Genomic DNA, 14,719 nt, shown 5'->3' on the forward strand with positions numbered 1-14,719 from the left:
CGCGGGCGCTGAGCCGTTTTCAGCCTCCCACATGCTCGACATCCTGGCCATCACCGGCCCCATCTACATCGCCATCGCCCTGGGCTTTCTGACCACGCGCGCCGGCCTGTTCAGCAAGCCCGACATGCGCCTGTTCGGCAAGTTCGTGGTCAACCTGGCCTTGCCGGCCATGCTGTTCAATGCGCTGGCCAAGCGCCCGATCGGCGAGATCCTGAACACCGGCTACCTGGTGGCCTACCTGGTGGGCTCATTGGCGACGATGGGGCTGGGCTATGCCGCCTGGCGCCGGCTGGGTCGACACTCCGCCTTGCAAAGCACCTGCTACGCCATGGGCATGTCGTGCTCGAACAGTGGCTTTGTGGGCTTTCCGATCCTGGTGCTGACGCTGGCGCCCGTGGCCGGTGTGGCCCTGGCCCTGAACATGGTGGTGGAGAACGCCTTGATGATCCCGCTGCTGCTGGCCATGGCCGAGCGCGCGCGCGGCCACGCCACGGGCTGGCGGCACATGCTGGTGGACACCAGCCGGCGCCTGATCACCAACCCGATGGTGATCGGCCTGCTGCTGGGCTTTGCGGTCTCGCTGTCAGGCCTGCACCTGCCGACTGCCCTGGAACGCAGCGTGGGCCTGTTTGCCCAGGCCAGCAGCGCCTTGTCGCTGTTCGTGATCGGCGGCACCCTGACCGGGCTGTCGTTTGGTCGCCTGCTGCGCCGGGTGGCCCCCATCGTGGCGGGCAAGCTGCTACTGCACCCCCTGGCCGTGCTGGCCGCAGCATCGGCCCTGCCTCTGATCGGGCTGTCGCCACTGGCGCCCCAGCTCAAACTGGCCGCCGTGCTCAGCGCCGCCATGCCCATGATGGGCATCTACACCATCCTGGCCCAAGCCTACGGCGAAGAAGACACCGCCGCCGCATCCCTGCTGGCTGGTACCGTGGTCTCGTTCTTCACGGTCAGCGGCTTGTTGATGGCGTTGCACACGGTGTGAGCCAAGATCGCCCCCGTGGAGCAAGGAAACGAACCGATGAACTGACAATTCAGCAGCTTGAACTGCAAGCAACGCCCCCTCGTGCACTGTTGAAAATGGAAGGCCGCATGGTGCTTCAAACCGTTGCCCATGCTCACTCCAACCCCTTGGTCAACGGAGCGCTATCACCATGGTTAAACAATTGGCAGTAAAGGGGCACACGGTCACCCTCATCTCGAAGGCTGGGCAAGACTACATCTCGCTCACCGACATGCTGAAAGCCAAACATGGCGATTTTTTCATTGCTGACTGGTTGCGCAATCGAAACACCATCGAATTCCTGGGCATCTGGGAGTCGATCCATAACCCTCACTTCAATGAAGGCGAATTCGCCACAATTAAAAGTCAAGCGGGGCTGAACAGCTACAAGCTCAGCGTCAAGGAGTGGACGAGCAAGACCGGGGCCATCGGTCTGGAAGCCAAAGTGGGTCGCTACGGCGGCACCTACGCCCACAAAGATCTGGCATTTGAATTCGGAATGTGGATCAGCCCTGAATTCAAGCTCTACCTCATCAAGGAATTCCAACGCCTCAAAGACGAGGAAGCCCGCAGCCAATCACAGGCCTGGAACGTGCAGCGGACGCTGGCCAAGGTCAACTACAAGATCCACACCGATGCCATCCAGGCCCACCTGATGCCACCGCGCATCACGCCGGAGCAGGCACGCACCCTCTACGCCAGCGAAGCCGACCTGCTCAACATGGCCCTGTTTGGCCTCACGGCAGCCCAGTGGCGTCAGGGCCAGCCTAAGAGTCTGTTCACGATCTCCCTCGGGTCGCGCAGCGGTCTTTTCGGGATGGGATGCAAGGCGCGGTGCGCCGTCGATAGCCCGCCTATCGACAAGCGCCGCAACGCCGCAGACCGCCCGAAAAGGCCACTGCCCGAAGGGTTGGAGCGAAATCGGGCGATTGGGCGCCCCGACTGCTTGCATGGGCACCAGCCCATGCAGCGCATCCGGGCCACCCACTCATCCCGATTGCGCTCCAACGCGGCCCGTGCGAGATCGTGAACAGGCTCTAAAGCCGGCGACAACCTGCGGGACACCGCCACCCTGGAGCAGTTGGTGGTGCTCTCCAACCTGGAGAGCATCAACGCGGTGTTCATACATCAGGGCCTGGGTTCGGAGCAGCGCCTGGCCCAGCTGAACGCCATCGCCATCACCCAGATGCGTTCGCTGCTGGGACTGGCCGATTTGCGGGCCCTGCAGGGGCCGCCCCCGGCCTGATCAGTACTGGATCTGCGCCACGGCGCGCAGTTGCTCCGGGGTGGCGCTGCCGAAGCCGAAGAACTCCAGGTAGGCCGGGATCATCTCGAACAGCATGTCGGTGCCCAGTTGCACCGGGCAGCCCTTGGCCAGCGCGGCTTGCAGCAGCGGGGTGTAGGCCTGCTTCATGACCACTTCGCCCACAAAGGTGCCGGGGGCGATGCGGTCCACATCAAAGGGCAGCGGGTCGCCTTCCTTCATGCCCAGGGGCGTGGCATTGACGATCAGTTCGAAACCGGCCGGGTCGTTCGAGCCCATGCTCACCTTGAGCGCGGGGTAGTGGGCTCGCAGGCGGCCGGCCAGGGCCTCGCAAGCGGCGGTGTTGAAATCGAACAAAGCCATCTCCGCCACGCCAGCCGCTGCCAGCGAGGCGGCAATGGCCGAGCCGACGCCGCCGCAGCCGGACACCAGCACGCGCCGGCCGGCCAGGGCAAAGCCCTTGCGTTCCACGCCGCGCACAAAGCCGGCGCCGTCGAACTGGTCGCCCAGCAGGCTGCCATCGGGCCGCAACAGAATGGCGTTGCAGGCGCCCGCGATGCGGGCCGTGGGGGTGGCCTCATCCACCAGGTCCAACGTGACGACCTTGTGCGGCATGGTGATCAGGGCCCCGTGCAGATTGGTGAAGCGCCGCAGCACCTGCAGCGTGGCACGGTAGTCGTCAGCCCTCACGCCCATGGGCACCACCACCGCGTCGATGCCTTGCTGCTCGAACCAGGGGTTGTAGATCATGGGGGCCTTGAAGCTCTCGGTGGGGTAGCCGATGTGGGCAATGAGTCGGGTTTTTCCGCTGATGGGCATGTCAGTTCCAGGGGGCAAAAGGGTTCGAAGGGGATCGGGATCAGGGCTAGGCTCAGAGGCCTTCAAGTGCCACGGTGCGTTCTTCGCGCGCACTCAGGGCCAGCGCTTCGAGCGTGGCCATGTTGTCCAGGCTGCTTTGCCGCGCACGCTCGAACAGCGCCCGGTCGCCATGGGCCAGCGCCTGGGCAAAGGTTTCGGCGGCAAAGCGAAAGCCGCTGCCTGTGGGACAAGAAATCTCTTCAAACGGCAGGCTGTTGGCCACGCCGCGGCGCAGGCGCAACTGGCTGGGCAGGTAGCCCCAGGGGTTGTCGCCCGGGGCCTCAGCGGTGTGGTTGAGGTATTCGGTCTCAAGCGTGCCCAAACTGCCCATCACGGTGGCGCGGCGGTGGTTGGCCGTGTCCATGGCACAAGAGAGCTGAGCGCGGCGGCCATCGGCGTAGTACAGGGTGGCGCTGGTGCTGATGTCGACGCCGCTGTCGCTCCAACTGGCATCGGCCCGCACGCGCTGGGGCGCACCGCCCATCACCGAGCGGATCAGGCTGAGGGCGTAGCTGCCGGCGTCCAGCAGTGCGCCGCCGCCCAGCTCGGGCTGCAGGCGGATGTTGCCCGTGCCCTGGGCCACAGTGAAGCCAAAGCAGGCCTGCACGCTGCGCACCTCGCCCAGCACCCCCTGGCTCAACAAGCCCAACAGGGCCTGGTTCTGCGGCTGAAAGGCATAGGGGTAGGCCTCCAGCAGTTGCACGCCGTGCCGTTCGGCTGCATCGAACATGCGGCGCGCCTGGGCCACGCCCAATGACAGGGGCTTCTCGCACAGCACGTGCTTGCCAGCCTCAGCGGCGCGAACAGCCCATTCGGCATGCAGGCTGTTGGGCAGGGGCAGGTAGATGGCATCCACCGTGCCGTCGGCCAGCAGGGCCTCGTAGCTGCCATGGGCCCGAGCGATGCCGAGTGCCCCGGCAAAGGCCACCGCCGTCTCCAGCCGGCGACTGGCCACCGCCACCACCTGCACGGCCGCGCAGGAGGCGGTGTCGCGCACAAACTGACGGGCAATGTGGGCGCAGCCCAGGATGCCCAGGCGCAGGGTTGACGGTTCAGAGGAGAGGGGATGGGTCATGGCGGGGCTCCGGTGAAAGGGCAGCCGGGCCAGAAGCCGGCAGCCGGGATCCATGAAAAAGGCCCGCCCTTGGCGGGCCCTGGGGCCAGCGCCCCCTGCCGTGGCAGGGGGTGTGGCGGACATCAGCGCTTGGCCGTGGCCAGGGCCTGTGCGCGGGCCTTGTCGTAGTCCGCGGTGGACACCGGGCTTGCGTCGGGCTTGCCCAGGTCCTTGGTCTGCAAGCGGTAGGTTTCGCGGGCCGACCAGGCCGCCAGCGAGGCGATCACGGTGATGCCCAGGGCGATGGCGCCCACGGTGGTCGGGATGTCGGCGGCGCCGGGCGGGGCAACGGCAGCAAACAGGGCCGGCAGCAGGGCCGTGATCATGGTGCCCACGTTCTGCGAAATGGCCATGGCCGTGACCCGGGTGCGGGCTGGGAACAGCTCGGGGTAGAAGCTGGGGAACACGGCGTTGTAGCCTTGGTACACCACGCCCCACATCAGCAGAGACATCACCACGGCCAGGGGCACGTTCTTGGTGCTGATGGCATACAGGTACACAAAGGACAGCAGACCGGCACCGATGGCGCCCACGATGATCGGCGGGCGACGGCCGATGCGGTCGGACAGGTTGCCGACAAAGGGGATCACCAGCACCGCCACGATGTTGCCCAGCACCGGAATCCACAGGTACACGCTCTTGTCAAAGCCGACGCCATAGCCTGGCTGCACCGCGTAGGCGGCACCGAACACGGTGGTGACCACGGGGATCACATTCATCAGGGCCATGCAGACCACGCGCAGCATGTTGGGGCCGCTTTCGGCAAAGGCCTGCACCACCGGGGCACGGGGCACGACACCTTGCTTGGACTCTTCGGCAAACACCGGGGTTTCCTCGACTTCGCGACGGATGTAGTAGCCCACGATGATCACCACAAAGCTCAGCAGGAAAGGCACTCGCCAGCCCCAGCTGTTGAATTGCTCGCTGGGCAGGTAATAGGCCAGGGGCAGGAAGATGGCCGCCGCCAGGATCTGGCCGGCCTGCACGCCTTGCAGGGTGAAGCTGGCGTAGTAGCCGCGACGCCCCATGGGGGCGTGCTCCAGGATCATCGAGCTGGCGCCCGAGATCTCACCGGCCACGGCAAAACCTTGCACCAGGCGCATCAGCACCAGCAGTGCCGGGGCCCACAGGCCGACCTGGTCGTAAGTGGGCAGCAGACCCACGGCCATGGTCGACAGGCCCATCAGGAACATGCACAGCACCAGCACCTGCTTGCGGCCATGGGTGTCGCCCCAATGGCCCAGAAAGAAGGCACCGATCGGACGCGCCACGTAGCCCACGCCATAGGTGGCCAGCGACGCCACGATGGCCACGGTCGGGTTGCCCGAGGGGAAGAAGATCTGCGGGAAGATCAGCGAAGCGGCGGTGGCGTAGATGAAGAAGTCGTAATACTCCAGCACCGAGCCGATCCAGCCGCTGGCGGTCGCTTTCTTGGTTTGTTGCAAGCCGTGCGCAGCGGCTTTTTGATCAGACATGGATGTCTCCAATCGTCGGTTGTGTTGTCGAATGCCGTCCAGAGGCACAGCGTGCTCACACGACTGCGCCCCCGACACATCGAGGCGGCCGGCAAGCCGCTTCGGGGTGGAGGCGAATGTAGGTGGCGAGGCTTTGAAATGCCAGTGCCTACCCCCATAACGCGTGCGATGATCGAACGCTGCTGTGCGCCAATGAATCACAATAGGGGTTTCACCCGAGGTCACCCTGATGAGTCAGCCCCCCGCCATCGACCGCCAGCACCTGATCGAAGGCCTGGGAAAAGGCCTGCGCGTGCTGGAATCGTTCTCGGACGAACACCCACGCCTGACCGCCACCGAAGCAGGCGAGCTGGCCGGCCTGACCCGAACCGCCGCACGCCGCTACCTGCTGAGCCTGGTCCACTTTGGCTACGCCGACACCGACGGCAAGCACTACTGGCTGCGCCCGCGGGTGCTGCGCATCGGGCAGACCTACCTCGAGTCCGCCCGCCTGCCCCGACTGGTGATGCCTTTTCTGCAGCGCCTGTCGATGCAGACCGGCGAGACCGGCAACCTCAGCGTGCTGGACGGCCACGACGTGGTGTACCTGGCCCGCAGCAACTCGCCGCGCGTGCTGTCGATCGGCTTTCACACCGGGGCCCGCATCCCCGCGCACTGTGTGTCGCCCGGACCGGTGCTGCTCAGCAGCCTGGAGCCCCCGGCGCTGGCGCATTGGCTGCAAGAACACGATTTCAGCCGCTTCACGGCCAACACCATCACCTCGCAGCAGACCTTCGAAGCCTCGGTGACGCTGGCCCGCCAGCAGGGTTATGCCGCCACCGACCAGTTCATCAATCTGGGCATCTGCGGCCTGTCGGTGCCCCTGGTCAACCGCAAAGGCAGCAGTGTGGGGGCCCTGAGCCTGACCTTCCAGCGCGAGGCCTACCCCGCGGACACGTCGTTGCACAAGCTGCTGCCTGGACTCAAGGAGATTGCCGAAATCTTGCGCGGCCTGGTCTGAGTCGGCGCTCGACAAGCCTCTCGCCCGGAAAATTCTGGGCGACTATCGCGCAGTTCGCGCGCCAGCCGATGGATCTGGGCGCCAGGCCCGACTTTCGTCGCAGTCCTTGGCAGCATTGGCGGCATACTCGCCTCATCGCCCTGCCAACGGCCGTATCAGGCCCCTGGACGGGCTGTTGCGAACCGAAGAGGACCGAATGACCCCACTTGGCACCGACCGCGAAGCCGTGCCCGACATGCCCAATCGCCTCGGGCTGAACGGCATCGAATTCATCGAATACGCCACCACACGCCCCCAGGCCCTGGGCCATGTGCTGGAGACCATGGGCTTCAAGCCGATCGCGCGCCACCGCTCGCGTGAGGTCATGCTGTACCGCCAGGGCAGCATGAACCTGATCGTCAATGCCCACAGCGAGGACGCCCGCGTCAGCGCCCTGCTGGACGAAAAGCCCGTCATTTCGGCGGTGGCCTTCCGCGTCAAGGATGCCTTGCGGGCCCACACCCGCTGCGTGGAACTGGGGGCCTGGCCGGTGCCCAGCCATGCCCAGGCGATGGAGCTGCACATCCCCGCCATCCACGGGCCCGGCGGCAGTCGCATCTACCTGGTGGACCGATGGACCGAGTTCTCGATCTATGACATCGACTTCAAGCCCATCCCGGGTGTGGACCAGCACCCGCCGGCCCTGGCCGGGCTGGACTACTTTGGCCTGGTGCAGTACGTGGACCCGGGTCGCAGCGAGGACTGGATCCGCTATTACGAGACCATGTTCGACTTCAGCACCGTGCCGGAAGACGAGCGCTACGGCATCCTGCCCAAGGGCAAGGTTCTGAAGAGCCCCTGCGGCCAGTTCATGTGGCAGTTGATCGAACCCGACCCCTGGATGGAAAGCGACCGCGCCCCCGAGAACCTTGAACGCATCGGCCTGGGCACCCCCGATGTGGGCCAGGCCGTGACCCTGCTGAAAAGCCGGGGGGTCGAATTCATCGAAACCAGCAGCCTGCACCCCGAAGACCGCGGCGCGCTGACCCGGCGCGAACTGGGCTCGGTGTCCTTCGAGCTGGTGCACCGTACAAGCGAGTGACAGAGGCCGCCATGACGATGTTTGAAAGCTACAGCCTGGACAGCCGCACCCTGGCCGGCCCACTGGAGGCCCGGCTGACGGCCATCCGCCAGGCCGGCTTTGCCAAGGTGATGCTGGACGCCCGCGACGTGGTCAGCCACCCCGGTGGCGTGGCCGGGGCCGTGGCCGCCCTGCGGGCCAGCGGCCTGCGCCCGGCCGGCCTGCAGACCCTGCACGACTTTGAAGGCCTGAGCGGGCCGCTGCACCAGTACAAGGTCGAAGTGGCCAAGGGCATGCTGCAGACCTGCGCCCAGGTGGGGGCCCCGCGGCTGCTGGTCAGCGCCAGTACCCTGCCCCAGGCCAGCACCGACCTGGCCCGACTCGCCGCCGACCTGCACAAGCTGGCCATGCTGGCCGTGCCACTGGGGCTGCAGGTGGCCTACAAAGCCCTGTCCTGGGGCCAGAGCGTGCGTGGCTTCCTGGATGCCTGGGATGTGGTGAGCGATGCCAACTGCAGCAACCTGGGCCTGTGCCTGGACGCCTTCCACATGTTTGCCAACAGCGACTCGCTGGACGACCTGATCGAACTGGAGCCCGAGCGCATCTTCCAGGTACAGCTGTCCGATGTCATCGGTGCGCTGCCCGAGCCCGCCGCCCCCGACCCCTCGGCCCGCAGCCTGCGCGTGTTCCCCGGCCAGGGCGCCCACAGCGAGCAACTGGCCAACCTGGTGCTGCGCCTGGCCCGCCTGGGCTACACCGGCGACTACAGCCTGGACGTGAGCAACGACGACTACGCCCAACTCCCCGCCCAACACGTGGCCGCCCAGGCCCGCCAAAGCGCCAGTTGGCTCAACGACGACGTGCTGCACCGTGCCGCCCCCCTGCCCCACTGGACCCGAACCACCACGGATGCGCGCTGAAGCGCGGCGCGCCCGCCGTCGGATCAGACCCAGGAATCCGAAGCGCTCGTACGGGCCCACGACGCCCGATAGCACCGCGGTCTTAACGTTCAGAAGGCTGCGGAGCAAGCCATGCCAGCAGACACCGCGGAGCTGGCTTTGCCAGGCCGCGGGTGTCATCCCTTGGGGTGCGATGGCGTCAAATTGGGACCCTACCCAGACATCAGCACTGGGCGCTGCATCCGAACAAGAAGGGCTTCACCGTTCAAAAGGCTGCGGAGCAAGCCAAGCCAGCAGACACCGCGGAGCTGGCTTTGCCAGGCCGCTGGTGTTGTCCCCCTCGGGGGGAAGGCGCCGAAGGCGACTCAGGGGGGGGTCACAACACTTGTTGCAACTGCATCGCCACGTCGGTGACCCGCGGCAGCAGGCGCGCCACCATGGCCTCGCGGCTCTGGTGCATGGTCATGGTGGCGCCCACCGCGCCCACGCATTCACCGCGCCGCGTCTTGATCGGCACGGCAAAGCCGCGCAAGCCCGAGCTGAGCTGCTGCTCGGCCACCCAGTAGCCCAGCTCGCGCGCGGCGTCCACGTCGCGGCGGAACACCTCGGCATGGGTGGGCGTGTTGGCGGTGAAGGTGCTGAACTCGTGCTCGGCCACCCAGGCCTCCATGGCGGCCGGCTCCCAGGCCGACAGGATGGCCGGCCCCGGCGTGACCACGTGGGCCGGCACGCGGGCCCCGACCGGAAACCCGATCGTCACCATGCGGTTGCTCTGGCTGCGCGCCAGGTAAACCACCTCGTGCCCGTCGAGCACACTGAAATTGAAGTTCTCGCCGCACTCGGCCGCCAGCCGCTGGATGAAGGGCAGCACCAGCCGGGGCAGGCGCGCCGCGCTGAGGTAGCTCTGCCCCAGCATCAGCACACGGGGTGACAGCCAGAAGCGCTTGCCATCGGTGGCGGCATAGCCGAAATGCACCAGGCTCAACAGGTAGCGCCGCGCCGCCGTGCGCGAAATGTCGGCCCGGATGGCGGTTTCAGAAGCCGTGAGCCGGGCATGCTCGTCGTCAAAGGCCTCAATGACCCGCAGCCCCTTGCCCAGGCCGTCGATGATGTTCTTGCGCGCAACTTCCATCACCGATTCTGTGCCGGGCGTCTCGGGCCTGGCCCTTGGTGATATCCCTCAAAACACCCGGCTGGCGCCCAAATTGCGCGCATGTCGCCCATTCAAAGGCGACCGAGAGGTGTTGAGGCAAGCTGATGCATGCCTCTTCCCAACAGCGGTCGATCCAAAAAGCACTTTTAAAGATACTCTTAGAAGCACTAATATGAACACCTGTTTGATAACAAAGCCCCCCATGCCCCATCTCATCCTGGCGGACATGAGTGCCAGCGTGTCCGAGCTGAAAAAAGACCCCATGGGCACCGTCGCTGCTGGCGACGGGCTGCCGGTCGCCATCCTGAACCGCAATGCACCCGCGTTCTACTGCATCCCCGCAAAAACCTATGAGGCCATGCTGGAGAAGCTGGAAGACCTGGAGCTGAACGCCATCGCCAACGCCCGTGAAGGCCAGGCCATCATGGCCGTGACCCTCGATGAGCTATGAGCTCGCCTTCCTGGACGAAGCACTGAAAGAGTGGCGTCGGCTCGACAGCACGACAAGGGAGCAGTTCAAGGCGAAACTGGCAGAGCGGCTCGCCGCCCCCCGCGTCCCGACGGCCAAGCTCAGCGGTCATCCGGATCGCTACAAGATCAAGTTGCGCAGCGCGGGCTACCGCCTGGTCTACGAGGTGCGCGACCAGGTACTGCTGGTACTCGTTGTGGCCGTGGGCCGACGAGACCACAACGCGGTCTACAGGGCGGCCTCACGGCGCTGACACCACCAAATCACTCAGCACCGCGCGGCTGGCCGCCAAAGCCGCACGCGCCCAGGCGGTCAGGCCCAGGCGCGCCACCCGCACCTGGTGCGGCACCTCGACACTGATGGGCAGCTCGGCCGGCAGGGCGGCAAACATGCCGGCCAGGTCGATCACGCCTTCGCCGGGTAGCTGGCGCTCGCAACGGGCCGTGTGGATCATCTGGGGCACCGTGAGATCGGGCCCGCCAGGGGCGTCGCAGATCTGGGCGTAATGCAGCAGCTCGCGTGGCAGGGCGCGCAGGTCGTCCAGCGTGGTGCCGGAGCGCCCCACATGGATCGCGTCGACCAGAATGCCCGCCGCCTGGGGGGTGCCGGCGGCCTGCACCACGCGCAGCGCGGCGCGGGCATCGGGCACCGCGGTCCAGGGCATGAACTCCAGATCGCAACTCAAACCATAGGGCGCCGCCAGCTCGCACAGGCGGGCATAGCCCTCGACCAGCCGCGCCTCGTTCGTGTCGTCGCCAGCCACCAGCAAGGCCTTGGCCTTCAGCGCCGCCCCCGCTTCGAGCAAGGGGCGGTAAGTCAGAGGATCGAAGCCCTCGCCAATGCGGATGATCTCCAGATCGAACACGCCCACGCCGGTGTCGCGTTGGGCCGCCAGCGTCTCGCGCTGCTGCTGAGGATCGTCCAGCCAGGTCTGGTAGGGCCCGCCGGGGCCGTTGGGCAACAGGCGCAGGCCCACGTGGGCATAGCCCAGCTCCGCGGCCAGCCGCAGCATGGCGGCCGGGGTGAGTGAGCCCGCCGTCAGATAGGCCAGAGAGTAGGTCCGCATGGTGTTGACCTCATTTCAAGGGCGACACCGCCGTGGGCAGGGCGATGGTCGAGACCATCTGCGTGCTCAGGTGCGCCGGGCCCCCCTTGGGCGGCCAGATGCCCTGGGCCACCGCATCGGCGCGGGCCTGGCTGCGGGCATCCAGCGTGGGGTAGGCCCAGATGTTGGTGAAGCGCAGTGGACCGTCGAGCGCCACCATGGCCACCACGCAGGGCGACAGGGCCTCGCGCGCGGGCACACACTGCGCCCACAGGTCGATGGTGGGCTGCACGCCACCGGGCTTGATGCCATAGGTGCGAATCTCATACACCGGCCCCACGATGCCCGACTCGGCGCTGGGGCGCACTGGCTTCATCCAGGGGAAGCCGCGAAAGCTCTCCAGGCTCAGGCTCTGGTACAGATCACCGCAGCCGAAGGGGCTGGCGCTGTTTTGCGTGCGCTGGCGCTCGGCTTCGAGCGTGGTCAGATCGGCAAAGCCGCGCAGCACGATCATGCGGTTGAGTTCACCGATGTCGGTGGTCCAGCAGGCCAGCAGTTCGCCCTGCGCTTCAGGCGCGTTGGCAAACGCCTGCACCTGGGTGGCCGCCTGGCCGGCGGTGCCGAAGGGAAGAGTCAGGGTAGCGAGTTCGTAGTACATGGACAGACCAGTGGAGTGTGAATCAAGGAAAAAAGCCCGCGGGCTGCGCGCCCTCAGGTCGGCAGGGCCACGCCCGCCGCATGGTGGGCCGCGATGAAACCGAAGGTCATGGCCGGCCCCAGCGTGATGCCGCCACTGGGGTAGCAACCGCCCATGAGGCTGTTCATGTCATTGCCAGCGGCGTACAGGCCGGGAATGGGCAGGCCCTGGGCATCGAGCGCCTGGGCATGGGCGTTGGCACGCAGGCCGGCGAACGTGCCCAGGCTGCCGGGCAGCACCCGCACCGCGTAGAACGGGCCGCGCTGCAGCGGCGCCATGCAGGGGTTGGCGGTGCCGGCAGCCGCATCACCCTGGATGCAGTTATAGGGGCTCTCGCCCTTGGCAAAGTCGGTGTCGCGCCCTTGTAGTGCGGCGGCGTTGTAGTGCTGCACCGTGGCCTGCAAGCCCGCCGGATCGATGCCGCAGGCCCGGGCCAGTTCGGCCAGGGTGTGACCGCGCAGCAGGTAGCTGCGACGCAGCCAGGGGCCCAACGGCATGGGCGCGGGCTTGACCGCCCCCAGACCGTAGCGACGGATGAAGCGGTGGTCACACACGAGCCAGGCTTGCACCGTTTGGCCTGCTGGCGTGGCGGCCAGCAGCGCACTCATGAAGTCGTGGTACGAGTCGGCCTCGTTGACAAAGCGCCGGCCCGCCGCCGTGACCGCGATCAGGCCGGGCTTGGCCCGTTCGATGAGGTGCGGAAAATGCGCCACCGAGCCATCGGCGCGTGGCACCAGGGACACCGGGGCCAGTGCCGCGGCACTGCGCAGGTCACGCGCCACCACGGCGCCGGCCGATTCACCCAGGCGCAAACCATCGCCCGTGTTGCCACGCGAGGCGGCCGACCAGTGCTCGCGTCCGCTGGGGGCATGCGGCAGCAATTCGCGCTTGCGCGCCTCGTCGTGTGGAAAGCCGCCACAGGCCAGCACCACGCCACAGCGGGCGCGCAGGGTTTGGTTGCCGTCGGGGCCAGCGGTCTGCACCCCAGCCACGCGCCCGCCCTCGATCAGCAGGCGCCTGACCGGGGTGTCGACCCGGATCGTCACGCCGGCCTCGATGGCCGAGGCCGCCAGCGCGCCCACCAGGGCATTGCCATTGACCAGTCGCATGCTGCGCCCATGCAGCAGGCCATCGCGCCAGTAGCGCAACACCAACCCGGTCACATGCCAGAACGAGCGCGGGCTGCGCAGTGCATTCAGAAAATGCCGCAGCTCAGCCCCCGAGGCAATGCCCATGCCCCAGAGCGTGGTCTCGGCCAGCGGAGGCTTGAGGCGGTCGATGTGGCGGCCCAGGCGGCGGGCATCAAAAGGGGCTGCACAAACCGAGCGCCCGCCCAGCGCGGCCGCCGGACTGAGGCCATGGAAGTCGGGTATGCCGTTGCCATCGATGAACTGCAGCGCGGTCTGGCGCCGGAAGAACTCGACCATGCGCGGCCCCTGGTTCAGGAAGGCGCTCACGCGCGGGGCATCAAACTGCTCGCCCAACTCGTGGCGCAGGTAGGCCTCGGGCAGGGCCGGGTCTTCGTCGATGCCGGCGGCGCGCGCCAGCGGGTTGCGCGGGATCCACATCCAGCCGCCCGACCAAGCGGTGGTGCCACCGTACTGGGGGTCTTTCTCCAGCACCAGCACTTTCAGGCCCAGGTGCGCCGCAGCCACGGCGGTGGCCAGCCCTCCGGCCCCTGAACCCACCACCAGCAAATCGACATCGGCGTTGGAAGAGGGGCTGGCGGGGTTCATGCAGGCGTGGTGGGGCCCTCAGGCCGCGTAAATGGGTTTGGCACCTGCCGCGGCGCGCACGCCCTGGGCAGGTTTGCTGAAGAAAGGCGAGCTGCCGCTGGCAGCCGCCAGTTGGGCGGCGCAGGCCTGCAGCTCATCGCCCAGGGCCTGCATGCGCTCGGGGGTGAAGCGCACGGTCGGGCCTGCGATGCTGAGCGTGCCCAGCGGTGGCTGGCCATGCAGGCGGATCGGGGCGGCCATCGCATTGAGGCCGGCGGTGTAGGTTTCACTGGTCAGGCTGTAGCCGCGCTGGCGCGTGGCCTGCACCTCGGCCATCACGGCCTGCAGGCTGGTGGGGGCATTGGGGCCGTATTTGCCGGGCTCACCCAGCCCTTGCTGGGCCAGCAGGGCCAGGGCTTCGTCGTCGCTCAGGCCCGACAGCCAGGCCAGGCCCGAAGACGAACAGGCCAGCAAGGCATCGCTGCCCATGTCGGGGTCATAGCGCAGGCCTTGGCGTGCCCCCTGGGCACGGGCCACCCAGGTGAGGCGGTGACCGTCGACCACGGCCAGGCGCACCAGTTCCCCCGAAATCTCGGCCAGCCGGTCCAGCAGGGGCTGGGCGATGTCGACGATGCCCGTGCTGCTGAGGAAGGACAGGCCCATGGCCACCAGCTTGGTTGTGAGCATGTAGTCACCATGGTCGCGCAACTGGCGCACATAGCCACAGCGCACCAGATCGGTCAGCAGGCGGTGCACCGCGCTGCGCGGGATGTCCAGGCGGTCGGCGATGACGGCCAGTTCCAGCCCGTCGCCATGCTGGGCCAGCAGTTCAAGAATGCCCAGGGTTCTTTCCAATACGCCACTCATTGCTCAACACTCCATGCGGGAAGGAGCCCGAGCGTACCCGAGCCACAGCCAGCGGTGGGGATGAGTGACGGGGCGTTGCGTGACAGCATGGCCCAATCATATC

16 protein-coding genes are annotated in these 14,719 nt (G+C 67.0%); 8 read left to right on the plus strand and 8 right to left on the minus strand.

Features of this window, described 5'->3' with window-relative positions:
* Positions 1-31 precede the first annotated feature (31 nt).
* The 3 genes from AC07VS_RS18960 to AC07VS_RS18970 all read left to right on the plus strand — a co-directional run bounded on the left by AC07VS_RS18960 (position 32) and on the right by AC07VS_RS18970 (position 2,246).
* Positions 32-982 (plus strand): AEC family transporter, encoded by a 951-nt coding sequence (locus AC07VS_RS18960; RefSeq protein WP_494751707.1) that lies wholly within the window; start codon positions 32-34, stop codon positions 980-982.
* A 169-nt stretch (positions 983-1,151) separates the two neighbouring features.
* Positions 1,152-2,030 carry a KilA-N domain-containing protein gene (locus AC07VS_RS18965; RefSeq protein ID WP_494751708.1) on the plus strand — a complete coding sequence of 293 codons (879 nt, stop codon included), beginning with the start codon at positions 1,152-1,154 and terminating at the stop codon, positions 2,028-2,030.
* A gap of 54 nt (positions 2,031-2,084) precedes the next feature.
* Complete coding sequence (locus AC07VS_RS18970) at positions 2,085-2,246, plus strand: hypothetical protein (protein ID WP_494751709.1); 162 nt, start codon at positions 2,085-2,087, stop codon at positions 2,244-2,246.
* Here AC07VS_RS18970 and AC07VS_RS18975 read toward each other — a convergent pair whose 3' ends face one another.
* The 3 genes from AC07VS_RS18975 to AC07VS_RS18985 all read right to left on the minus strand — a co-directional run bounded on the left by AC07VS_RS18975 (position 2,247) and on the right by AC07VS_RS18985 (position 5,711).
* Entirely contained in the window at positions 2,247-3,083 is an 837-nt protein-coding gene (locus AC07VS_RS18975) for a shikimate dehydrogenase family protein (protein ID WP_494751710.1), read from the minus strand.
* A gap of 52 nt (positions 3,084-3,135) precedes the next feature.
* On the minus strand, positions 3,136-4,197 hold the full coding sequence (locus AC07VS_RS18980; RefSeq protein WP_494751711.1) for a Gfo/Idh/MocA family protein: 1,062 nt from the start codon (positions 4,195-4,197) through the stop codon (positions 3,136-3,138).
* A 122-nt stretch (positions 4,198-4,319) separates the two neighbouring features.
* Positions 4,320-5,711, minus strand: coding sequence for an MFS transporter (locus AC07VS_RS18985; RefSeq protein ID WP_492348390.1), 1,392 nt, complete (start codon positions 5,709-5,711; stop codon positions 4,320-4,322).
* Positions 5,712-5,940: 229 nt separating this feature from the next.
* On the opposite strand from AC07VS_RS18985, the gene AC07VS_RS18990 reads away from it, so the two are divergent.
* The 3 genes from AC07VS_RS18990 (at position 5,941) to AC07VS_RS19000 (ending at position 8,691) form a co-directional block, all read left to right on the plus strand.
* Positions 5,941-6,711: an IclR family transcriptional regulator domain-containing protein gene (locus tag AC07VS_RS18990; RefSeq protein ID WP_492348389.1), complete on the plus strand. Its 771-nt coding sequence runs from the start codon at positions 5,941-5,943 to the stop codon at positions 6,709-6,711.
* A 196-nt stretch (positions 6,712-6,907) separates the two neighbouring features.
* On the plus strand, positions 6,908-7,792 hold the full coding sequence (locus AC07VS_RS18995) for a 4-hydroxyphenylpyruvate dioxygenase (RefSeq protein ID WP_494656862.1): 885 nt from the start codon (positions 6,908-6,910) through the stop codon (positions 7,790-7,792).
* 11 nt (positions 7,793-7,803) lie between these two features.
* Entirely contained in the window at positions 7,804-8,691 is an 888-nt protein-coding gene (locus AC07VS_RS19000; RefSeq protein WP_494751712.1) for a sugar phosphate isomerase/epimerase family protein, read from the plus strand.
* A gap of 355 nt (positions 8,692-9,046) precedes the next feature.
* Here the strand turns inward: AC07VS_RS19000 and AC07VS_RS19005 are convergent, their stop codons facing one another.
* Positions 9,047-9,802 carry an IclR family transcriptional regulator domain-containing protein gene (locus tag AC07VS_RS19005; protein WP_492348386.1) on the minus strand — a complete coding sequence of 252 codons (756 nt, stop codon included), beginning with the start codon at positions 9,800-9,802 and terminating at the stop codon, positions 9,047-9,049.
* Positions 9,803-10,025: 223 nt separating this feature from the next.
* On the opposite strand from AC07VS_RS19005, the gene AC07VS_RS19010 reads away from it, so the two are divergent.
* Together AC07VS_RS19010 and AC07VS_RS19015 are read left to right on the plus strand one after the other, a co-directional pair.
* Entirely contained in the window at positions 10,026-10,274 is a 249-nt protein-coding gene (locus AC07VS_RS19010) for a type II toxin-antitoxin system Phd/YefM family antitoxin (protein ID WP_494751713.1), read from the plus strand.
* Entirely contained in the window at positions 10,264-10,545 is a 282-nt protein-coding gene (locus AC07VS_RS19015; protein ID WP_494751714.1) for a type II toxin-antitoxin system RelE family toxin, read from the plus strand. Before AC07VS_RS19010 ends, AC07VS_RS19015 begins: the two co-directional genes overlap by 11 nt.
* Here AC07VS_RS19015 and AC07VS_RS19020 read toward each other — a convergent pair.
* From AC07VS_RS19020 to AC07VS_RS19035, 4 genes are read right to left on the minus strand one after another with little or no spacing between them, the layout of a single operon-like run.
* Positions 10,534-11,358 (minus strand): sugar phosphate isomerase/epimerase family protein, encoded by an 825-nt coding sequence (locus AC07VS_RS19020; RefSeq protein WP_494751715.1) that lies wholly within the window; start codon positions 11,356-11,358, stop codon positions 10,534-10,536. The two genes, AC07VS_RS19015 and AC07VS_RS19020, sit on opposite strands and share 12 nt — an antisense overlap.
* Before the next feature lie 10 nt (positions 11,359-11,368).
* Positions 11,369-11,995, minus strand: a complete 627-nt coding sequence (locus AC07VS_RS19025) for an NIPSNAP family protein (RefSeq protein ID WP_494751716.1) — start codon at positions 11,993-11,995, stop codon at positions 11,369-11,371.
* Positions 11,996-12,048: 53 nt separating this feature from the next.
* A complete protein-coding gene (locus tag AC07VS_RS19030; RefSeq protein WP_494751717.1) occupies positions 12,049-13,770 on the minus strand; it encodes an FAD-dependent oxidoreductase in 1,722 nt (573 codons plus the stop codon).
* An 18-nt stretch (positions 13,771-13,788) separates the two neighbouring features.
* Positions 13,789-14,616, minus strand: coding sequence for an IclR family transcriptional regulator (locus AC07VS_RS19035; RefSeq protein ID WP_494751718.1), 828 nt, complete (start codon positions 14,614-14,616; stop codon positions 13,789-13,791).
* Between the last annotated feature and the right edge of the window lie 103 nt (positions 14,617-14,719).

This window comes from Curvibacter sp. GW821-FHT01G03 (assembly GCF_059422285.1).